General features: G+C 72.3%; 18 protein-coding genes and 1 pseudogene. 4 read left to right on the forward strand and 15 right to left on the reverse strand.

The window, feature by feature from the left end:
• Window positions 1–6 precede the first annotated feature (6 nt).
• The 6 genes and pseudogenes from GA0070618_RS10260 to GA0070618_RS10285 form a co-directional block, all read right to left on the reverse strand.
• The gene (locus GA0070618_RS10260; RefSeq protein ID WP_088981441.1) at window positions 7–1,245 is read right to left on the reverse strand and encodes an LCP family protein; all 1,239 of its coding nucleotides are present in this window, start codon (window positions 1,243–1,245) and stop codon (window positions 7–9) included.
• Between the two features lie 78 nt (window positions 1,246–1,323).
• Window positions 1,324–2,301, reverse strand: a complete 978-nt coding sequence (locus GA0070618_RS10265; RefSeq protein WP_088981442.1) for an NAD-dependent epimerase/dehydratase family protein — start codon at window positions 2,299–2,301, stop codon at window positions 1,324–1,326.
• A 144-nt stretch (window positions 2,302–2,445) separates the two neighbouring features.
• The gene (locus GA0070618_RS10270) at window positions 2,446–4,119 is read right to left on the reverse strand and encodes a solute symporter family protein (protein WP_088981443.1); all 1,674 of its coding nucleotides are present in this window, start codon (window positions 4,117–4,119) and stop codon (window positions 2,446–2,448) included.
• The gene (locus GA0070618_RS10275) at window positions 4,097–4,462 is read right to left on the reverse strand and encodes a DUF485 domain-containing protein (protein WP_088981444.1); all 366 of its coding nucleotides are present in this window, start codon (window positions 4,460–4,462) and stop codon (window positions 4,097–4,099) included. Before GA0070618_RS10275 ends, GA0070618_RS10270 begins: the two co-directional genes overlap by 23 nt.
• A 235-nt stretch (window positions 4,463–4,697) precedes the next feature.
• Window positions 4,698–5,255 (reverse strand): annotated as a pseudogene (locus GA0070618_RS10280) (flavin reductase family protein); the annotation flags it as partial.
• A gap of 13 nt (window positions 5,256–5,268) precedes the next feature.
• On the reverse strand, window positions 5,269–5,757 hold the full coding sequence (locus GA0070618_RS10285; RefSeq protein WP_088981445.1) for an SRPBCC family protein: 489 nt from the start codon (window positions 5,755–5,757) through the stop codon (window positions 5,269–5,271).
• A gap of 104 nt (window positions 5,758–5,861) precedes the next feature.
• Here GA0070618_RS10285 and GA0070618_RS10290 point away from each other — a divergent pair, with 104 nt between their 5' ends.
• Entirely contained in the window at window positions 5,862–6,116 is a 255-nt protein-coding gene (locus GA0070618_RS10290) for a hypothetical protein (RefSeq protein ID WP_088985429.1), read from the forward strand.
• A 52-nt stretch (window positions 6,117–6,168) separates the two neighbouring features.
• Here the strand turns inward: GA0070618_RS10290 and GA0070618_RS10295 are convergent, their stop codons facing one another.
• The 3 genes from GA0070618_RS10295 to GA0070618_RS10305 all read right to left on the reverse strand — a co-directional run bounded on the left by GA0070618_RS10295 (window position 6,169) and on the right by GA0070618_RS10305 (window position 10,157).
• Complete coding sequence (locus tag GA0070618_RS10295; protein ID WP_088981446.1) at window positions 6,169–7,857, reverse strand: ABC transporter permease; 1,689 nt, start codon at window positions 7,855–7,857, stop codon at window positions 6,169–6,171.
• The gene (locus GA0070618_RS10300) at window positions 7,842–8,606 is read right to left on the reverse strand and encodes an ABC transporter ATP-binding protein (protein ID WP_088981447.1); all 765 of its coding nucleotides are present in this window, start codon (window positions 8,604–8,606) and stop codon (window positions 7,842–7,844) included. Before GA0070618_RS10300 ends, GA0070618_RS10295 begins: the two co-directional genes overlap by 16 nt.
• 117 nt (window positions 8,607–8,723) lie before the next feature.
• Entirely contained in the window at window positions 8,724–10,157 is a 1,434-nt protein-coding gene (locus GA0070618_RS10305; RefSeq protein ID WP_088985430.1) for a serine hydrolase domain-containing protein, read from the reverse strand.
• 86 nt (window positions 10,158–10,243) lie between these two features.
• Here GA0070618_RS10305 and GA0070618_RS10310 point away from each other — a divergent pair, with 86 nt between their 5' ends.
• The gene (locus GA0070618_RS10310) at window positions 10,244–11,395 is read left to right on the forward strand and encodes a sensor histidine kinase (protein WP_088981448.1); all 1,152 of its coding nucleotides are present in this window, start codon (window positions 10,244–10,246) and stop codon (window positions 11,393–11,395) included.
• Entirely contained in the window at window positions 11,392–12,042 is a 651-nt protein-coding gene (locus tag GA0070618_RS10315) for a response regulator (RefSeq protein ID WP_088981449.1), read from the forward strand. Before GA0070618_RS10310 ends, GA0070618_RS10315 begins: the two co-directional genes overlap by 4 nt.
• 9 nt (window positions 12,043–12,051) lie before the next feature.
• On the opposite strand, the gene GA0070618_RS10320 is transcribed toward GA0070618_RS10315, so the two are convergent.
• From GA0070618_RS10320 to GA0070618_RS10330, 3 genes are all read right to left on the reverse strand, one after another.
• Window positions 12,052–13,692 carry a sodium/solute symporter gene (locus GA0070618_RS10320; RefSeq protein WP_088981450.1) on the reverse strand — a complete coding sequence of 547 codons (1,641 nt, stop codon included), beginning with the start codon at window positions 13,690–13,692 and terminating at the stop codon, window positions 12,052–12,054.
• A gap of 1 nt (window position 13,693) precedes the next feature.
• Window positions 13,694–14,077: a hypothetical protein gene (locus GA0070618_RS10325; protein ID WP_088985431.1), complete on the reverse strand. Its 384-nt coding sequence runs from the start codon at window positions 14,075–14,077 to the stop codon at window positions 13,694–13,696.
• Between the two features lie 125 nt (window positions 14,078–14,202).
• The gene (locus GA0070618_RS10330; protein ID WP_088981451.1) at window positions 14,203–16,287 is read right to left on the reverse strand and encodes a carboxypeptidase regulatory-like domain-containing protein; all 2,085 of its coding nucleotides are present in this window, start codon (window positions 16,285–16,287) and stop codon (window positions 14,203–14,205) included.
• Window positions 16,288–16,571: 284 nt separating this feature from the next.
• On the opposite strand from GA0070618_RS10330, the gene GA0070618_RS10335 reads away from it, so the two are divergent.
• A complete protein-coding gene (locus GA0070618_RS10335) occupies window positions 16,572–17,018 on the forward strand; it encodes a hypothetical protein (RefSeq protein ID WP_088981452.1) in 447 nt (148 codons plus the stop codon).
• 34 nt (window positions 17,019–17,052) lie between these two features.
• On the opposite strand, the gene GA0070618_RS10340 is transcribed toward GA0070618_RS10335, so the two are convergent.
• From GA0070618_RS10340 to GA0070618_RS10350, 3 genes are read right to left on the reverse strand one after another with little or no spacing between them, the layout of a single operon-like run.
• Entirely contained in the window at window positions 17,053–17,811 is a 759-nt protein-coding gene (locus GA0070618_RS10340) for a LytR/AlgR family response regulator transcription factor (protein ID WP_088981453.1), read from the reverse strand.
• The gene (locus tag GA0070618_RS10345; protein ID WP_088981454.1) at window positions 17,808–19,097 is read right to left on the reverse strand and encodes a histidine kinase; all 1,290 of its coding nucleotides are present in this window, start codon (window positions 19,095–19,097) and stop codon (window positions 17,808–17,810) included. The genes GA0070618_RS10340 and GA0070618_RS10345 overlap by 4 nt, the downstream gene beginning before the upstream one ends.
• A gap of 56 nt (window positions 19,098–19,153) precedes the next feature.
• Window positions 19,154–20,665 (reverse strand): sugar transferase, encoded by a 1,512-nt coding sequence (locus tag GA0070618_RS10350; RefSeq protein ID WP_231931843.1) that lies wholly within the window; start codon window positions 20,663–20,665, stop codon window positions 19,154–19,156.
• Window positions 20,666–20,944: the final 279 nt, after the last annotated feature.

Consider the following 20,944-nt stretch of genomic DNA (forward strand, 5'->3'; position numbering starts at 1 on the left):
GAAGCCTCAGCCGCCGTTGGATTTGGCGGGCTGGTTCGCCTTGACCCATTCGGTCATCCGGTCCCCGGCCATGGCCCGGTACATTGCCAGCGCCTTCTCCCGGTCGGAGACCACCACCGACTCGCCGTCGATGGTCTCGCTGCCCAGGTGCGGGCTGGTCACGAAGGTGAGGTTCTCGCCGCGCAGCTTCCGGAACTGCACCGCCATGTCGGCCAGGGAGAACCCCTCGTCCACGGTCACCGCGTCGGTCACCGACTTGAGGAAGGCGTTCAGCTTGCCCGGGCTGGTCAGCGTGTCGCTGCTGGCCGCCTTGTCCATCAGGGCTCGGAGGAACTCCTGCTGGTGCCGCATCCGGGCGAAGTCGCCGTCCGGGAACTGCTTGCGCTGGCGGATCCAGTCCAGCGCCTCGGCCCCGTTCATGTGGTTGACGCCCTTGGTGAAGGTCCGGTACGGCTTGTGGATCGAGGTGACGGTCTGCTCCACCGGCAGGTCCACCCCGCCGAGCGCGTCGGTGACCTGCTTGAACCCGGCGAAGTCGACCGCCATCACGTGGTCGAGGTGCACGTCGGTGAAGCACTCCACGGTGCGCACGGCCAACGGCAGGCCACCGAAGGCGAACGCCGCGTTGATCTTTCCGCGCTGGCCGGACCCGCACTCCGCGTTCGCGCTCTCGGGAATCGGCACGTACAGGTCGCGGGGGATGGAGACCAGGTAGGCCTCGGCGTGGCTCGACGGGATGTGCATCACGATGATGGTGTCCGCCCGCCACTTGCTGGACTGGTCGATCGGGGCGTCCGGGTCCCGCGAGTCGCTGCCGACCAGCAGGATGTTGAGCGCGCCGTCGACCGCCTTGGGCGGTCGTCCCTCGGTGATCTCCGTGAACGGGTCGGTGCGGGCCAGGTCGTCGTTCAGCCCGCGCGCGTAGACCCAGGCACCCAGGCCACCGAGGAGCGCCAGCACCAGCACGGCGGCCCCGGCGACCAGCGCGATCCGGCCCCAACGGGGACCGGGACCCGGCCGACCGGAGCGCCCCCCACGTCCACCCGGACCGGTCGGGCCACCCGGGCCACCCGGACCGAGTGGTCCGTCGTCGTCCGGGACGGCGGCACCGGCCGGGTGCCGCTCGCCGACCGGCCGGGCCGGGCGGAACCGTCGGCCCGGGCTGGAGCCCGGGACCGAGGCACGCCCGGCGGAGTCCCGGTGCAGGTACGGGAGCGGGAGACCGGCTGACGAGGTCGCTGACATGTAACTCAGGGTACGGACCCGGAGCCAGTCACGCCTTCAGGAGAAGCTCAGCCAACCGCGGAACACCGGTGGAGAAAATCAGCCCAACCGCTTCCGGAAGTGGTCGATCGTGCGTCGGAGGCCGTCCTCGGGCGCGACCCGGGGCTCGTACCCGAGCAGGTCCCGGGCCAGGGTCAGGTCCGGCCGCCGCATCTCCGGGTCGTCGGCGGCGCGGGTGACATAGGTCACCTCGGACGTGCTGTCCGAGAGCGACACGATCAGTTCGGCCAGCTGCCGCATCGACATCTCGTGCTCGGTGCCGCAGTTGATCGGCCCGGTCTCGGTCGAGTCGAGCAGCAGCAGGATGCCACGCACCAGGTCGTCGACGTAGCAGATGGAGCGGGTTTGCGCCCCGGTGCCGTGGACGGTGATCGGTTCGCCCCGCAGTGCCTGGGCGACGAAGGTGGGAATGGCCCGACCGTCGTCCGGCCGCATTCGGGGGCCGTACGTGTTGAAGATCCGCACGATGGCGACGTCCAGTCCGTGGCGCCGGTGGTAGGCCATCGTGGCCGCCTCCGCGAACCGCTTGGCCTCGTCGTAGACGCTGCGGACGCCGATCGGGTTGACGTTGCCCCAGTACGTCTCCCGCTGCGGGTGCTCCTTCGGGTCGCCGTACGCCTCCGAGGTGGAGGCCAGCAGGAACCGGGCCCCGTCGGCGACCGCCCGGTCGAGCAGGTGCAGCGTGGCGACCGAGCCGACCCGGAGGATCTCGATCGGGATGGTGGCGAAGTCGGTCGGGCTGGCCGGGGACGCCATGTGCAGGATCGCGTCGAAGCGTTCCGCCAGCGCCGGGTGGTGGGTCGGCAGGCCGTCCGAGATGTCCGCCTCGACCAGCGTGAAGGTGGGGCGCTCGGCGAGGTGGGCGACGTTCTCCTTGGAGCCGGTGATGAAGTTGTCCACCGCGACCACCGTGCAGCCGCGATCGAGCAGCACGTCGACCAGATGCGACGGGACGAAACCGGCGCCGCCGGTGACGAGAATGCGGTGACCGGCACCGAAACGGGGAGCTACCTTCATGCCGGCCAGCCTACTCAGCGCTGCCGTCCCGCGCCGTGCCGCACGCCGGGGTCGGTTGGTTGCCGGGGTCCTCCTCCTCCTCGATATGAGGTAGGAGGGGACCCCGGCAACCGCCGGAGCGGTCGGTGGACGAGCCGGCCCTGTCTAGTGGGCTCCGGCCCCCGTCACGGCACGGACCTCCAGTTCGGCGTACTTCTCCTCGTCGCTCTCCTTCGAGATGACGGTGCCGAACCAGCCGCAGAGGAAACCGAACGGGATGGAGAGGAGCCCCGGGTTGGACAGGGGGAACCACTGCCAGTCGTGCTCGGGGAACATGGACGTCGGCTGCCCCGACACCACCGGCGAGAAGAAGACCAGCAGGACGGCCGAGAGCAGGCCGCCGTAGATGGCCCAGACCGCTCCGGAGGTGTTGAACCGCTTCCAGAACAGGCTGTAGAGGATCGCCGGCAGGTTGCCCGAGGCGGCGACCGCGAAGGCGAGCGCCACCAGGAACGCCACGTTCAGGTTCTGCGCGTAGATCGACAGCAGGATGGACACCGCGCCGATGACCAGTGCGGAGAGACGCGCGACCCGGACCTCCTGCCGCTCGGAGGTCTGCCCGTTGCGGAGCACGTTGGCGTAGAAGTCGTGCGCGAGGCTCGACGACGACGCCAGGGTCAGCCCGGCCACCACCGCCAGGATGGTGGCGAAGGCCACCGCCGCGATGATCGCCAGCAGGGCCGCACCGCCCAGATCGCCGCCGAGGAAGTCCACGCCGAGCACCTCGGCGAGCTGTGGTGCGGCGGTGTTGCCCGCCTTGTCCTGCGCGGTGATCGCCTCACCGCCGACCAGCGCCGCCGCCCCGAAGCCGAGGGCCAGGGTGAGCAGGTAGAAGGTGCCGATGATGCCGATCGCCCAGAGCACGCTCTTACGGGCGGCCTTGGCGGTGGGCACCGTGTAGAAGCGGATCAGGATGTGCGGCAGGCCCGCTGTGCCGAGCACCAGGGCGATGCCGAGCGAGAGCAGGTCCATCTTGTTGTAGAACGTCTGGGTGGCGTTTCCGGCCACCTCGACGCCGTACCGGAGTCCCGGTTCGAGGAAGGCGTTGCCCTTGCCGGAGGAGGCGGCGGCGTCACCGAGCAGCGCGGACAGGTTGAACTGGTACTTCGCCAGCACCAGCAGCGTCATCACCAGCGCGCCGCCCATCAGCAGGAACGCCTTGACGATCTGGACGTAGGTGGTGCCCTTCATCCCGCCGACCGTGACGTAGATGATCATCAGTGCGCCGACCATGATGATGGTGGCGACCTTGGCGGTGTCCGCGTCCATGCCGAGGAAGGTGGTGCCCGGCTTGATGCCGAGCAGGAGCGCCACCAGGGCGCCCGCGCCGACCATCTGGGCCAGCAGATAGAAGATCGACACGGTGATGGTGGAGGCCGCGGCGGCGGTCCGGACCGGCCGCTGACGCATCCGGAAGGCCAGTACGTCGGCCATCGTGTACCGGCCGGAGTTGCGCAGCAGTTCGGCGACGAGCAGCAGGGCCACCAGCCAGGCGACCAGGAAGCCGATCGAGTAGAGGAAGCCGTCGTAGCCGTACAGGGCGATGATCCCGGCGATGCCCAGGAACGACGCCGCCGACATGTAGTCGCCGCCGATCGCCATGCCGTTCTGGAAACCGGAGAAGGACCGGCCGCCGGCGTAGAAGTCGGTGGCCGTCTTGGTCTGTCGGCTGGCCCAGATGGTGATGGCGAGGGTGGCCGCCACGAAGACCAGGAAGAGGGCGATGGTCAGGTTGCGGGCGGTGGTGTCGGCCGCCTCAGCCGCGAGCATCGTCGTCACGGGTCACCTCCCCGATCTCGGCACGGATCCGGTCGGCGACCGGATCGATCTTCCGGTCGGCGTACCGGGCGTAGAGCCAGGCGATCAGGAACGTCGAGACGAACTGGAGCAGCCCGAACACGAGCGCCACGTTGATGTTGGTGCCGAAGAGCTTCGTGCCCATGAAACCCCGCGCGTACGCGGAGAGGATCACGTAGAGCGCGTACCACAGGAAGAAGGCCACGGTCATCGGGAAGACGAAGCCGCGCAGCGCGCGGCGCAGACCGGCGAACTCGTCCGACCGTTGTACGGCGAGGTACCGCTCGCGGTTCGTCGTGGCGGGAGTGGGTGTGTCCGTCGACATCTGTAGATCACCACCTTTCGCAGGCGTGGGGTGTTGCGCGCACCGTAGGGACGGTGCTTCCCGCCGGAAAAGGCAAAGATCGGTGCCGGTCGCTCGCTGCGCCGAACGGGCGATTGGCTGCGCCGAGTGACCTAGGTCACGTAGTCGAACGGTCGTCGTTGATCGCCGGCTACCCACCCCGGCTTCCCGACCTGGGGTGGGAGGTGGGGCCGTGTCCGTCGCCGGGAGGTGGTGGTCATCCGGCCAGCGTGCGGTACCGGCCCCGGTGGTGCAGCAGCGGCTCGGCCCGTTCGGCCACCCCGGGCAGTTCGACCACCTCGACGGTCGCCTCGACCAGCAGCGCCCAGCCGCACTCGCGGCTGTTGTCGAGTCGGCAACCCACCCAGCCGCCGGCGTCGGCCGGCACCGGGCCGTACGGTGTGTCGACCCACTCGTCGAGAGCGAAGAGGCCGCCCGGAGACGGGAAGAGGCCCGCGAACCGGTCCGCGAGCTGTCGGTGCGCCGGGCCGAGGACCGCGACCGCGAACCGGCCCGCCTCCTCGGCCGCCGCCCACAGGTCGGCCTCCGGATCCACCAGCCCGAGCAGCCGGTCCGGCTCCCCCTCGGCGACCAGGGTCGACGAGACGGTCAGCCCGGCCGGTCCGGGTGCCGTCCAGAGCGTCACCGGGGACGCCAGTCGCCCCCGTAGCCGCCGCGCCGGTGACCGCTGCCCGGCCGGCGTGGCGAACGGGTCGACATGGTGGATCTCCGCGCCCGCTTGATGATTCACGTGAAACATTGTGACCCGGCCGGCGGCTCCGTGGGCCTCACCGCTCGCCATCCGACCGGGCGGCGGCCACCACCACCGGGTCGGCGCAGCCGGCCGCGAAGCCGGCGATCCGGCGGCGGATGTCCCGGCCGAGCAGCCACGTCCCGATCCGCTCCGCCACCGGCCGCAGGAACGCCGGGCGGCAGCGGAAGCTGTACCGCCAGGTGGCGACCGTGGTGTCCGGATCGGGACCGGGGGCGAACCGCCAGCCGCCAGCGAACACCTCGAAGAACCACGGGCCCCGGACCATCTTCATCCCCACGTGGCTCGGCGGGACGTACGAGACGTACTCGCTGACCATGACCAGCCCGTGTCGGGAGCGGGTGACCGTGCGCACCCCCTTGCCGGGCCGGGTCGCCCCGTCGGCGAAGTGCTGCTCCCGGACGAACGGGTCCCACCGGTAGCGCACCGACCCGACGGTCTGCGACACGGCGAACGCCAGTTCCGGGGGCACGGGGACGGTGACGACCGATTCGACGACGGGCACTGACCCATTGTGCCGCCGTCCGCCAAGCCGGGAACGGGTCGCGGACTGCCGGCCGGATGGCGGCTGACCAGCGGTGGATGCGGACGGCCTCTATCGTGCCGGGCATGGCCCCCGTGACACCGCAGCAGCTCGCCAGCAGTCGACTCGTCATCGCGGAATCCGTGCTCCGGAACGAGGTGGACTTCCGCGGCTACCCGCACCGGCACCTCGCGGTCGTCACCCGGCCGCGAATGGCGAGCAGCTCTATCACCCAACTCCTGGAGGCCGTCGAGTACCTCTCCCACTTCGGGTGGGAACTGGTCAGCGTCACCAGCGCCAACGACAGTCGCATGCTCTACGCCTTCCTGCGCCTGCGCTGAGCGGAGCGACGGTCAGCGGGAGGCGAGCCCGGTCAACGGGAGACGAGCCCGGTCAGCGGCGGGGAGTCACCGCCGTCAGCAGCTCCGGGGCCCGGTTGTCGAGCACGTCACCGGCGAGGTACGCGCCGAGCAGCGCCGCGCCCAACCCGTACCCGAGACCCAGCGGTGCGGCCAGCCAGAGCCAGGCGTCGCCGAGCAGCGCCGCCGCGACCACCATCGGCACCGCCGCGGCCGCCGAGCCGAGCATCGAGACCAGGGTCAGCAGGCCCTTGGCGATCCCGGCACCACTGTTCAGCGCGAAGGGGTTGCTCGTCTCCGGCAGCGAGTACGCCCCCAGCACCGAGACGATCGAGTTGATCGCCAGCCCCGCCCCGTACGTGGCAAGCAGGCTGCCCGCCATCACGCCCAGCCACGCCGGCCGACCGAGCAGCACCGCCAGGACGACGGCGACGACGGCGAGCATCGGCAGCACGTACACCGAGAACGCGGCCATCCGGGCTTGCAGCTCCAGCCGACCGGGCACCCCGGCGACCACGTTGGCCGCGTACGCGCTGCCGTCGAAACCGAACTGGTTGGCCAACGTCACCGCGGCGAGCAGACCGACGAAGACCATCGAGATGCTGACCGTCACCGGGGAGGAGTCGGGGGTGGCCAGTTCCACGCCGTCCCCGGCCGTGAAGCTGGCCCCGCCGAAGTTGACCATCACCGGCACGAAGAGCCCGACCACCGCGATCGTGATCAGGTTGGCCCGCCGTCGGGCGTCCCGCCACCAGTAGCGGCACTCCCGTGCCACCAGCGCGCCGAACCGGTCCCGCCGGGCCCAGCCCACCACACGCGGGAAAAGCTGCGCGACCGCCCCGCCGACCGGGCCGCTGCGGGTCTTGGCCGGACCGGAACTGGCCGCCCCGACCATCGCCGACTCCAGCGACCGGGACCACCACACCAGCAGCGCGCCGATGGCCGCTACGGTGATCAGCAGTTTCACCGGGACCGCCCACGCCCGCCCCTCGGCCACGTCGATGCCGACCGTCCAGGGAGCGCCGAACGGGGTCCAACCGACCACCCGGGCCACCCCGGCCAGCCGGTCCCAGTCGGCGTCCTGCACGGCGGCGAGTACCACCAGCTGCAACGGACCGAGCAGCGCGGCGAGCACGGCGAGCAGCACGGCCGCCAGGTCGCGGACCCGCCGGGACCGCAGCATGGTGGCGAAGGCGCTGGTGATCGCCCGGCTGGCCGCCACGCAGAGCAGCAGCCCGGCGACCACCCCGACCACGGCGGCCACGGCCGCCGCCGTGCCACCGAGCAGGCCCGAGGTGAGCACCAGTCCGGTCATGGCGAGCAGGGTCGCCACCGCCGGCACACTGACCAGTGCGGCGGCGAACAGCCCGGTGACCAGGGTGCGCCGGGAGATCGGCAGCAGCGCGAACCGGGCCGGGTCGAGCGTCTCGTCCACGCCGAAGAAGACCAGCGGCAGCAGCAGCCAGCCGAGCACCACCAGCCCCCCGCCGAACGCGGCGGCCATCAGCGCGTACCGGGACTCGTCGGCCAGCCCCGGGGCGGCCAGCAGGAAGAACCCGGTGCCGGCGAACCAGAGCCCGGCGATCACGCCGCCGACGAAGAGAGCGATCCGCCAGCCCTGACCCCGGAAGTTGTTGCCCATCACCCGCAGCTTGAGCCGGACGAAGTGACGGGCCGACACGGGACGGACCCGCTCGACGGGCTCCGTCACCGCGACAGCCACGACAGCTCCTCGCCGGTCGCGGTGCGTCCGCCGACCACCTCCACGAAGACCTGCTCCAGCGAGCGCTCCCCGCGTACCTCGTCGAGGGTGCCGACCCGCTTGATCGTCCCGTCGGCGAGGATGGCCACGTGCGAGCAGAGGCGCTCCACGACCTCCATGACGTGGCTGGAGAAGACCACCGTCCCGCCGCCGACGACGTACCGGTGCAGGATGTCGCGGATCAACGCCGCCGAGACCGGGTCGACCGCCTCGAACGGCTCGTCCAGCACCAGCAGCCGGGGACCGTGCAGCAGCGCGCAGGCCAGCCCGATCTTCTTCTTCATCCCGGCCGAGTAGTCGACCACCAGGGTCCGGCCGGCGTCGCCCAGGGCGAGCACGTCGAGCAGCTCCGCCGCGCGCTGGTCGACCACCGTCGGGTCCATGCCGCGCAGCAGGCCGTGGTACGCCAGCAGTTCCGCGCCGCTGAGCCGGTCGAAGAGGCGTACGCCGTCCGGCATCACCCCGAGCAGCTGCTTCGCCCGGACCGGGTCACCCCAGACGTCCTGCCCGAGCACCCAGGCGCCACCGGCGTCCGGCCGCAGCAGGCCGACGGCCATCGACAGGGTGGTGGTCTTGCCGGCGCCGTTCGGGCCGAGCAGCCCGTAGAACGACCCGGCCGGGACGTCGAGGTCGACGCCCGCCACCGCGACCTTGGTGTCGAACCGTTTGGCCAGCCCGCGCAGCTGAAGGGCCGGGTGCGCAGAAGTCATGACCCGAAACTATCCGCCGGACTCCACCGGACTCTCCTGCTCAGGGACGATCTCGACCTCCACCTCAGGGGACCGCTCTCATCCGGGCGGCTGACCCGGGCGGTCGACGGCGGTCACCTAAGCGCGGGCGCGGAGCATGCGTCCCACCCGTGCGACGAGCACCGCGACGCAGCCCAGCGCCCCGACCGCCAGCAGCAGCGTGACCGTCGGATACAGGTAGGCGGCCTGGAGCCGGGAGATGTCCATGCCCCGGTAGAGGTAGCTCACCACCCGGTGCGGCCAGACCAGGAGCGGCAGGGGAAGCAGGTACGGCAGCAACCGGACGAGGGCGGCCGGGCCGGGGCGACGCCGCTCCGCCCAGCGCCGGGACCGCCGGACGCCCCGGACGGCCAGGAACCCGGCACCGATCGTGAGCAGGAGCAACCCGACGTCGATCAGGGCCAGCGGGGCGGCCGAGGGAGCCGGGGACACCAGACGCCCCTCGATCAGGTCGACGAGACGCGCGCCGAGATCGGGGGCGTCCCCGTACTGGCTCCCGGCGTTCGCGAGGACCACGACGCCGTACCCGCTGGCCGGGAGCAGGGCCTGGTACGCGGTGACGGTGATCAGACCACCCGTGTGGTCGACCAGCGGCGCGCCGGACGGCGTCTCGCCGATGGTCCAGCCCAGACCGTACGAGCCGGTCGCGGGCCGGCGGTGTGTCTCGGCCAGCGCGGCGGCGGAGACCACCGGCGTACCGTCCGGGCCGCGTCCCCGGTCGTTCTGGGCGACCAGCCAGGCGGCCATGTCGTGCGCGGTGCTGAGCACCCCGCCCGAGCCGGCGCCGAAGGCCGGCGGTTCCGGCAGGGCGACGGCCGTCCCGGCGACCATCCGGTGTCCCCGGGCGTCGGGCGGCAGGTCGTCGGCGGTGGCGCCGGTGCGGCTGTCGGTCATCCCGAGCGGCCGGAACACGTGTCGGCGCAGATAGTCGTCGAACGGCTGGCCGGCGACCATCTCGACGAGCCGGGCGGCGACCTGGTAGTTCGGGTTGTGGTACTCGAACCGGGCACCGGGGGCCGCCGCCAGCCGGGCGGTCCGCAACGACGCGACCACCTCCCGGAGAGTCCGCCGGGTGGGCCCGCTGAACGGCCGGTACGTCGTGTCGGACATGCCGGAGGTCTGGTCGAGCAGGTGGCGCACGGTGATCGCGGCGGCGCGGTCGTCGGCCATGGCGAACTCCGGCAGGTACTCCCGGACCGGCGCGTCCAACCGGACCCGCCCGGCGTCCACCAGTTGCATCACGGCGAGCGCGGTGACGGACTTGCTGAGCGAGGCGACGGCCATGAGCGTGCGGTCAGTGACGGGAGTTCCGGTCGCGGTGCGCCCGTACCCGGCGGCGCGTACCACCTCGCGGCCCCGGGTCACGGCGACAGCCATCCCGGGGATGCCGGTCGCTTCGCGGTACGCCTCGACGACGGAATCGATCGAGGCGGCGTCGACCGGGGGAGCGGGTGCGTGGACGGGGGCGGCCGGAACGGCGAGGACGAGGGCGGCGAGGGCGCGGATCAGCACCGTCCGAGCCTGGGGCGTGACCGGGGCGTCGCACATCGGACCGTGGTCCGAAGCGACGCCGCACCGACGTCGTTACGGTTGGTCCCGTGGCACCACCGGCGAGGACCCTCGCGCCCGTTCCGCCCCGGCTGTGGCGGTGGGCCTGGATCGCGCTGGACGCGCTGGCCGCGGCGGCCGTGGTGGCGGCGGTGGTGCTGATGAGACCCGCCTCGGGCTGGTGGGTGTGGTGCCTGGCCGGGCTGCTCGGGCTGCCGCTGGCGGTCCGCCGGTGGTGGCCGGTGCCGGTCCTCGTCGTGGTGCTGGTGACCACGGCCACCGCGTTGGTCGTGGGGATCGGCGTCGAGATCGTCGTGTACGTGGTGGCGGTGGCGCTCTACCCCGTGGCGCTGTCGTCGGCCCGGGCCGCCGCCTGGGGCCTCGCCGCCGCCCTCGGTGGTGTGCTGGTGCCGGGCCTGGTCGACGCGTTCACCACCGGGCTGCCCCTCGTCCCGGCCCGGGAGAACGTGGAGTCCTTCTCCACCACGCCGGTGACGGTGACCGGCTACGGCACGGCGGTCGTCGCCGCCTCGTGGGCCCTGGCCTGGGCGGTCCGTACCCGGCAGCGGCACGCCAGCCAACTCACCGATCTGCGGGTCGCGCGGGCGATCGCCGAGGAACGGCTGCGCATCGCGCGGGACGTGCACGACGTGGTGGGCCACAGCCTGAGCCTGATCACCATGCAGGCAGCGGTCGCGAACCACCTGGGCAGCGGACGGGAGGCCGCGTTGCGCACCATCGAACAGGCGAGCCGGAGCGCGCTGGACGACGTCCGGACGGTCCTCGGCGGGCTGCGTGAGCAGGACGCTCCCGGGGACACCGCTGGCTCACCGGGCCCGGTCGACCTGGACCGGCTCGTCGAGGAGACCCGGGCGGCCGGCGTGGCGGTCACCGTCGACCGGGCGGACCTGTCACGCGTACCGGCCGGGGTACGGACCTCGGCGTACCGGATCGTGCAGGAGGCGTTGACGAACGTACGCCGCCACGCCCGTGCCACCCGGTGCCGGGTCACCGTCGCGGCGACCGACGACGGGCTCAGCCTGGCCGTGGTGGACGACGGCACGCCCCGGCGGAGCGACCGACCCGGTCACGGGTTGCTGGGCATGCGGGAACGGGCCACCCTGCACGGCGGCACTCTGACCGTCGGACCCGAGCCGGACGGTGGGTTCGCCGTCCGCGCGACCCTGCCCTTCCGGACATGACCACCGCAGTGGTCCGGGTCCTGCTGGCGGACGACGAACCGCTGTTCCGGGGCACGGTGAGCCGGCTGGTCGACGCGACCCCGGGGATGGCGGTGGCCGGCGAGGCCGGCACCGGCCGGGCGGCGGTCGCGCTCGCCGCCGCCCGCCGGCCCGACGTCGTCGTCATGGACGTACGGATGCCCGATCTCGACGGCATTGCCGCCACCGCCCGGATCACCGCCGTGGCGGACCCTCCACGGGTCCTGGTGCTCACCGCGTTCGACCTGGACGACCACGTCTACCGGGCGTTGCAAGCCGGGGCGAGCGGCTTCGTCTTCAAGGACATCACCCCGTCCCGGCTGGTCAACGCGATCCGGACGGTGGCGGCCGGCGAGTCGCTGCTCGCGCCGAGCGTGACCCGGCGGCTCATCGCCGGCCACGTTCCCCGCCGTGTGCCCCGGCGTCGGCTCGACGGGGTGACCCCGCGCGAGCACGAGGTGCTCGCGCTGGTCACGCGGGGCCTGTCCAACGACGAGATCGAGGCGACCCTGCACATCAGCCGGGGCACCCTCAAGACCCACATCGGTAGCCTGCTCGCCAAGCTGGCGGCCCGGGACCGGGCGCAACTGGTCATCGCCGGCTACGAGGCCGGCCTGGCCGACCCCTGACCGGTTCCCCTACAACCGCAGGGACTCGGGAGTGTGCAGGCGGAGCATGGTGGTGGCGACGTCGGCGGGCAGGCGGCGGCGGGAGGCCACCGAGACCGCCACCATGACCGTGAACGCGAGCGGCACCGTCCAGGCGGCCGGTTGGGCGATGAGCGTCGCGGGCCACCCGGTCAGGGGTGGACCGACCACGGTCAGCAGCACGGCGGCGACCGCCGCCCCGCCACCGGTGAGGATGCCGGCGGCGGCCCCCACGTCGGTCAGCCCCCGCCACCAGATGCCGAGCACCAGCAGCGGGCAGAAGCTGGACGCGGCCACCGCGAAGGCGAGCCCCACCACCTGGGAGACGTCCATCCCCGAGACGTTGAGGGCCAGCAGCGCCGGTGCCGCCCCGGCGATCACGGTGGCCAGCCGGAAGCCACGGACCGACCCGCGTCCGAGGACGTCGGTGGAGATCACCCCGGCGACGCTGGTGAGCAGCCCGGACGAGGTGGAGAGGAACGCCGCGAACGCCCCGGCGGCGACCAGCGCGGCGAGTAGCCGGCCGGTCACCCCGTCGCCGAGCGCGGCGCCGGGCAGGAGCACCACCACCGCGTCGGTCTGCCCGGTCACCAGCAGCTGCGGGGTGTAGACCCGGCCGAGCACGCCGTACAGGGTGGGCAGCAGGTAGAAGGCGCCGACCATGGCCAGCACCACCAGGGTCGTCCGCCGGGCCGCCGCGCCGTCCGGGTTGGTGTAGAAGCGCACCAGCACGTGTGGCAGTCCCATGGTGCCGAGGAAGGTGGCCAGGATCAGCGAGTAGGTGGCGAAGAGGCCCTGGTCGTCGTCCCCGGCGGCGCTCGGCAGCAGCCAGTCGGCCGCGTCGGTGACCACGCCGGAGACCGCCGGCACCGGGTCGCCGGCAGCGAAGGCCAACTCGTCGCCGGGGCGTACCTCGCGGGTGGTGCCGTCGGCGAGCGTGAGGGTGGCCGGGTGGTCGACCACGACGGTGGTCGCGGTCCGGAACGCCGGTCCGTCGGGCGGGGTCACCTCGGGGCGCCCGTCGGCCTGCCACTGCAACACCAGGAAGATCACCGGTACGGCGAGCGCGGTCAGTTTCAGCCAGTACTGGAACGCCTGCACGAAGGTGATCGCCCGCATTCCGCCGAGCGCCACGTTGGCGATGACCACCACCGCGACGACCAGCGCTCCGACCGGGTACGGCGAGCCGGTCAGCGTGGTCAGGGTCAGTCCCGCCCCCTGGAGCTGCGGCACCAGGTAGAGCCAGCCGATGAAGATCACGAAGACCGTGGCGAGCGCCCGCAGCCGGCGCGAGTGCAGCCGCAGCTCGCAGAAGTCCGGCAGGGTGAACGCCCCGGAACGGCGCAGCGGGGCGGCCACGAACAGCAGCAGCGCCAGGTAGCCGGCGGCGAAGCCGACCGGGTACCAGAGCACGTCGACGCCGTACTTGAGGATCAGCCCGGCGATGCCGAGGAAGGAGGCCGCGGAGAGGTACTCCCCGCCGATCGCGGCGGCGTTCCAGGTCGGGCTGACCGCGCGCGAGGCGACCAGGAAGTCGGAGGTGGTCCGGGCCACCCGCAGCCCGTAGAAGCCGATGGCGAACGTGGCCAGGGTGACCGCCACGATCGCCGGCACCACGTAACCGTTGTCCACCTCAGCGCTCCGGTCGCTGGACGAGGTCGCAGAAGTCCTGCTCGTTCCGTTCGGCCAGCCGCACGTACACCCAGCCGACCGCGACCAGGAACGGGAAGGCGGCCACCCCGAGCAGCAGCCAGGGCAGGTTGACGCCCGCGACGGTGACCCGGCCGACCGCCGGCGCGATGGCGAAGAGCCAGGGCAGCCCGCCGAGCCCGACCAGCACCACCACGGCCAGCCGCAGCGCCAGCGCGAGCTGGGCCCGGACCAGGCCCCGGACCAGCGCCTCGCCGACCCGGGTCTGCTCGGTCAGCTCGCTGCGGGTCCGGTCGGTGCCCCGGCGGGACACCTCGGCGAGCACGATCCGCGTTCGAGCAGGCTCCGGTCGTCGGGGTGCGGGCACGGGGTTGGTGGGGGCGGCCACTGACGCAGTCTCACCGTCCCCGCCCGGATGTCAAGACCGGACGGCATCCGGGCCGGCTGTGCACAACCTGTGGACAACCGGCCCGGAGCCTGTGGAAAACCCGGTCAGCCTGTGGACACCACCAGGTCGGCGGTGAGCGTCCCGGTGGCCGGCACGGTGAACCGCGCGATCCGGAGGACGCCGTCGGCGTCCGGCAGCTTGTACGTCCCGGAGACGAACTCCTCCCCGAGCGTCAGGTCGTAGGTGAAGTAAACCCGCTGCTGACCGAGGACCGGCATGTCGTACCGACCGTTCTCGACCCAGTCGGTCGCCGCGACGTCACCGGTGTCGGCGCTGCGGGCGACCACGTAACCTCCGGTGAACGGCGTGCCGTCCGGGGTGGTGACCGCGCCGGTGGCCCGGCTGCCGGCGGCCCGCATCGCCATGTCGTGGGTGGTGGTGCCGCCGGCGGTGACCGGTACCGGGGTGGCGGTGAACCGGCTGACCGCGTTCCCCGACCACTGGTAACCGTACGGGCGGGAGGCGAAGACCACCGGCCAGGCGTACGGGCCGAGCTTCGTCAGGGTGTAGCGGCCGTCCTCGTCGGTGGTCGCGTCCTCCGCCCCGACGCCCGGGTGGCCGGTGAGCACCGAGACGAAGACGTCGCGCAGGGGAGCGCCGGTCGTCGCGTCGGTCACCACGCCGCTGACCGTGCCCGCCCGGTCGATCCGGACCTGCGGACCGGTCACCACCGTGCCGGCGGTTGCCTCGACCGGCGTCGCCTGCCGCTCGTCCCCGGTGCCGCCGGCCGGGCCGACCCACTGCCGCCCGTACGTGTCCCTGCTCGGCGTGGCGAAGAGCTTGTACGTGCCGGTGGCGAGCGGACCGACGCTGATCCGGCCGAGCCGGTCGGAGCAGTTGCCGTACCCGTCGAGCAGGGCCGCCCGCTTGGGCAGGAAGGCGGCGAGGCAGACGTCCGGCAGCGCCGCGCCGGTCTGCGCGTCGACGACCGTCGTGGTGATCACCGCACCCGGACGCATCTTCGGGGAGACCTGCGTGGTCTGCCCGGCCCGCACCCGGACGCCGAGCAGGTCCCGCGCGAAGTACCGACGGGAGTTGGTGTAGAGGTAGAGGTCGTGCCGGCCCTCGGGCAGCTCGGTGACGGTGACCTTCCCGGTGCCGTTGCTGCACCCCCCGGGGGAGACGCAGAAGTCGGCGATCGGGGCTCCGGTGACCGAGTCGACAGCGGCGACCTGCACCGATCCGGTACCGAGCATGCTCTCGGTGACGGTGGTGTTCTGGCCGCCCTGCACGGTGACCACGTCGGCCGCCTCGTGGGTGAGCTTGCCGTCGTAGTACTGCTGCCGGTCACCCGTGTCGAACATGATCTTGTAAGAACCGGCGAGCAGCGTCGGGACGGCGAAGGTGCCGTCGGCGGCGGTGCGGGTGTCCGCCCCGCCGCGCATGTTCACCGTGTTCACCCCGACGTAGGCGTCCCCGATCGGCGTGCCCGTGGCGCTGGTCAGCGTCCCGGAGAGGCTGCCGGTGGGGAGCACGGTGTCGTCGACGACGGTCTCCGAACCGGCGGTGACGGTGTACCGACCGGCCTCCTCCTCGTCGATCTCGCCGGGGACGTACTGGCGCTGCCACAGCCCCTCGATCGGCTCGAAGGAGATCCGGTGGGTGCCGACCCACGCCGACATCCGGTAGCGCCCGTCGGGTCCGGTGCGGGTGTACACCACCTCGTCGGTGTCGACCCTGCGCGCCTCCAGCAGAAGGTCCACCACCGGGTTGCCGGCGGTGTCCCGGATCTGGCCGCTGATGGTGCCGGTGGGGAGGAGCTGCTCGTCGACCGTGGTGGCCCCGTCCGCGGTGACGGTGATCCGGTCGGCGTCCCACGGCGTCGTCTGCTGCCGGTAGAACTGCTCCGGGCCGTCGGTCAGCTTGAAGCCCACCGCGTAGCTGCCGGCGGCCAGGTCGGGGACGGACCAGTTGCCGTCTGCGTCGGTGTGGGTCCAGCCGATGGCGAAGAAGTTCCTCGGCTCGTAGACGTACACCGAGACGTCGGCGGCACCGGCTCCGGTGCTGGTGGTCAGCCGTCCGCTGACCGTGCCGGTTCCCGCCGCCTGCGCGGGGATCGCCCCGGGCGCGATGAGGGACGCCACGACGGCACCGACCAGGCCGGTGCGTCGCAGGAGGGACAGTCGCATGTGTCTCCTAGCGCGAGGGTGGTGGGGCGTGGCGAGCAGCACGACGCCGCACCGACCCCGTGCCCCGTACCGGATCGGCACCCGGCAGCATAGGTGAACGGCTATTTCCTGGGCCTCCACTTTTCGGCCGGATGGATGGCGTGGACAGCGCCCCGACCTGTGGTGAAGCGTGAGGTTCTGTCGGTTGTTCGACAGATGTCCGGCATCGACCTACCCGCTCATTCTTGGCAGAGTTCGCCCTTGTAGGCACTTCCGCCTGTCGAACGCACCGAAGGGAGCAGATCATGCGTCACGGTCGCAGCGTTCTCGCACTTGTCCTGACTCTGGTGGTCGTCAGTGGTGGGTTGGTCGTCACCGCCGGGTCACCCGCGCAGGCCGCCGTCTCGTGCTCCGGGACCGTCACCTACAGCAGGACCTACGGCCCGGGCGAGTTGACGATCTTCTACAACACCTCCAACGGAGGCACCAACAGCGCGTGCTTCTACCACAAGGGTGCTGCGTACGGCGTTGCCGCGCCGACCTACGTACGCGCCTACCGGTGCACCGAGCGGTCCGGCGAGGGGCAGCCGTGCACGATCGCGGTCAGCTCCAGTGCCGACTCCGGCAACTACGCCTACTACGCGGGACCGCGCGGGGTCACCGGCACCGCGAACTACTGCGTCGCCGCGATCGGCTACATCGACTGGCAGGGCTACCGGTACCAGATCAGCAGCGGACGACAGGGCTGTTGACCCGCAGGACCGCCCCGGCGGCGGGCGATCCGGGTCAGCGGTTCCAGTCCTGCTTGGCGGCGCGGACCAGCCGGTCCTTCAGCTCCCGGGTGTGCCGGCGGCTCACCGGCAGCTCGGTGGAGTCGACCACCACCACGTAGCCCGAGTTGACCAGCCGTAGCTCGGCGATGAGCCGCAACTGCACCAGGTACGACCGGTGGATCCGGACGAAACCGGCATCCGCCCAGCGGTCGGCGAGGGTCGACAGCGACACCCGGACCAGGTGCGACCCGTCGGCGGTGTGCAGTCGGGCGTAGTCGCCCTGCGCCTCCACCCAGCGCACCGCCGAGCGGGGCAACATCCGGGTCGTCCCGGCCAGCTCCACCGGGATGGTCGGGTCGTCCTCGGCCCGGGCCAGCGCGGCCGGATGGCTCGGCACCACCCGCGCCCCGATCACCCGGCGCAGGGCCTCGGCCAGCCGTTCCGCGCGCACCGGCTTGCGGACGTAGTCGGTCGCGCCCAGGTCGAAGGCGTCCGCCGCGCCGTCGTCGTACGCGGTGACGAAGACGATCGACGGGGGACGGGCGAAGCGGCGCAGCACCCGGGCCAGCTCCATGCCGTCCAGACCGGGCATCCGGATGTCCAGGAACACCACGTCCACGTCGTCGTCGCGGAGCACCCGGAGCGCCTCGGTGGCGTCGGAGGCGGTGTGCAGCCGGGCCACCCGGGGGTCGGCGCGCAGGTGGTACGCCAACTCGTCCAGCGCCGGGGGCTCGTCGTCGACCGCCAGCACCCGCAGGAACCCGCCGGTCACGAGCCGGCCCGGACGCCGGGGTGGAACTTCGGAATCCGCATGCTCACCTTCGTACCCGATCCGAGGCCGGTCTCCACGACCAGGCCGAACCGGTCGCCGAAGGCCGACCGGAGCCGCTCGTCGACGTTGGAGAGCCCGACGTGCTGTCCCGAGTCGTCCCCCGGGCCGCCCGAATGGCCCGAACCGCCCGAATGTCCGGTCCCGCCGGCGCGCCCCGCGCCGTCCGGCTCGCCGGCCGGTCCGGCCAGCTCGGCGATGCCGGCGGTCAGGGTCGCCGGGTCCATTCCCACGCCGTCGTCCTCCACGGTGATGTGGCACTCGGCGCCCGCGTCCCGGGCCTCGATGCTCACCATGCCCGTGCCGGGCTTGCGGGACAACCCGTGCCGGACGGCGTTCTCCACCAGCGGTTGCAGACAGAGGAAGGGCAGCGTCACCGGCAGCACCTCCGGGGCGATCTGGAGCCGCACCTGGAGCCGGTCGCCGAACCGGGCCCGCTCGATGGTCAGGTAGCGGTCGATCGAGCGCAGCTCCTCGGCCAGCGTGGTGAACTCGCCGTGGGCCCGGAAGGAGTACCGGGTGAACTCGGCGAACTCCAGGATCAGCTCCCGGGCCCGCTCCGGGTCGGTGCGGACGAACGAGGCGATGGCGGTCAGCGCGTTGTAGATGAAGTGCGGGCTGATCTGCGCCCGCAGCGCCCGGACCTCGGCCCGGGCCAGCCGCTCCCGAGAGGAGTCCAGCTCGGCCAGGGCGAGCTGGTCGCCGGCCCAGTCGGCGGTCTCCAGGGTGGCCTGCACCAGCCCCGGGGCCGGAGCCTCGTCGGCGACCGCCACCAGCGCCCCGACCACCCGCCCGTCCGGGCCGCTGAGCGGGGCGACCACCGCACCGCGTACCGGGCAGTCGACCCGGTCGCAGTGCAGTTCCACCTCGCCGAGCACGGTCGAGCGGCCGGCGGCCACCGCCTTCCGGGCCGCCGCGCGGAGCTGGGCCGCGTGGTGCGCGCCGCGCCCGTCGAGGGCGAGCAGGTCGTCCCGGTCGGCCAGCGCCAACCCGACCGCGCCCACCAGGGCCCGCAGGTGCCGGACGGCCTTGGCCGCGCCGGCCTCGTCCAGTCCGGTACGCAGCGGGGCGGCGGCCAGCCCGGCGGTGTGCAGCACCTCGTACGTGGCCCGCTGGCTGGCGGTGGCGATGCCCCGGCGGGCGCGCAGCCGGCCCACCCCGAGCAGGGCGGCCACCAGCGCGGTCACCAGCGCGACGACCGCGAGTACCTCGGGAACGTTGCCGCTCACCCGACGATCCTGTCCGGTCGGGCCACCAGTCGCCAAGCCCCTACGGCCGACAGCGGTCAGTACGCGCCCTTGCGGGCGAGCACGACCCCGACGGTCCGCCAGAGGATGCTCAGGTCGTACGCGAGCGACCAGTTGTCGACGTAGTACAGGTCGAGCCGGACGGCCTCGTCCCAGGAGAGGTCGGAGCGGCCGGAGACCTGCCACAGACCGGTCATCCCGGGCCGGACCAGCAGCCGACGCCGCACGTCGCCCAGGAAGTCACCGTCGTCGGCGGGAAGCGGGCGTGGCCCGACCAGGGACATCTCGCCCCAGAGCACGTTGATTAGCTGGGGCAGCTCGTCCATCGAGGAGGCGCGGAGGAACCGGCCGACCGGGAAGACCCGCGGGTCCTCCTTCATCTTGAAGAGCATGCCGTCGGTCTCGTTCTGGTCCACCAGACTGGCGAGCCGGTCCTCGGCGTCGACATACATGGTGCGGAACTTCCAGACCCGGAACGTACGCCCCTCGTGTCCCACCCGGGGCTGCCGGAAGAAGACCGGGCCCGGGTCGGAGATGCGGATGGCGACCGCGATGGCCAGGAAGACCGGAGCGAGGACCAGCAGTCCCAGCCCGGCCGCCACCCGGTCCATCAGGTTCTTCATCAGCAGCGCCGGACCGGAGAGGGTCGGCTCCTCGACGTGCAGGAGCGGCAGGCCCTCGATCGGGCGGATGTGCACCCGGGGCCCGGCGATGTCCGTGAGCTGCGGCGCGACCACCAGGTCGACCCCGGAGCCCTCCAGTTGCCAGGCCAGCCGGCGCAGCTCGCCCGGCTCGGAACTGGCCGAGCCGCAGACCGCGATGGTGTCGCCGCCGACCTCGCGGACCAGGGCGAGCACGTCCTGGCCGGCGTAGACCGGCACCGGAGTCTCGATGCCCCGCGCCGCGGCGTAGCCGTCGGTGATGTGGATGGCGACCGGCACCAGCCCGGCGGCCGGGTTACGGGTGACCGCCGCGTACACCTCCAGGCACTCCGGGAGCGTGCCCACCAGCACCATCCGGTGCGCCGCGTGCCCGTTGCGCCGCCGCACCAGGTGCAGGGTGAACCGGCCCATCATCCGGCCGAGGAGGATCAGGATGGCCGCGCCGAGCAGCGCGGTGCCCACCGTGTACCGGGAGAGCTGGGTCACGGTGGCGAAGGCCAGGAACGACACGCTGGCCGCCACCGTGACGGCGGCCCGCATCACCCGCTTGAACTCCTCGGGGCCCAGACCCAGGTAGCGGCGGTCGTAGGCGCGGTTGCTCCACAGGGTGACCACCCAGCCGAGCGGGAGCAGCACGTACGAGACGGTGTAGAACCAGGTCGGGTCGTGCTCGGCCTCGGTGAAACCGGAGGCCGCCTGGTCGAAGAGCTGGATGGCGGTCCAACTGGCCAGGGCCGCCGCGCCGAAGTCCAGCAGCAGCAGGAGAAAGATGTAGGGACGGTGCCACCGAGAGACCCGGCGGCTGGACCGCGCCCACGCCGACCGGGGCACGCCGTTGTGCGACGGCGGTGTCGGCGGCTGGATCTCGAAGCTGTCGACGTGCCGCACGATTCTGCTCCGGCCTTCGTTGGTCACCGGGCGCTGGAGGCTTGTCGTCACCTCAACTGTGTCCTCCCGCATGACACGCGCCGCCCACACAGTGAGGGGCCCGGTCGCCCACCGTTACCAGTCTCCCACGCGAGTCCCCGCACCGCCGTCGACCCTGTGGAGATGACGACGGTGTTGGGACCGGGATCCGGCCGGCTCCGATCAGCGGGAGCCGGGGACCGAGCCACTATACCGATGGATCGGGGCAGGGGTAGAGCCACGCAGCCGACGGTGGGGAAC

This window comes from Micromonospora echinospora (genome assembly GCF_900091495.1).
Taxonomy (GTDB): Bacteria; Actinomycetota; Actinomycetes; order Mycobacteriales; family Micromonosporaceae; genus Micromonospora; species Micromonospora echinospora.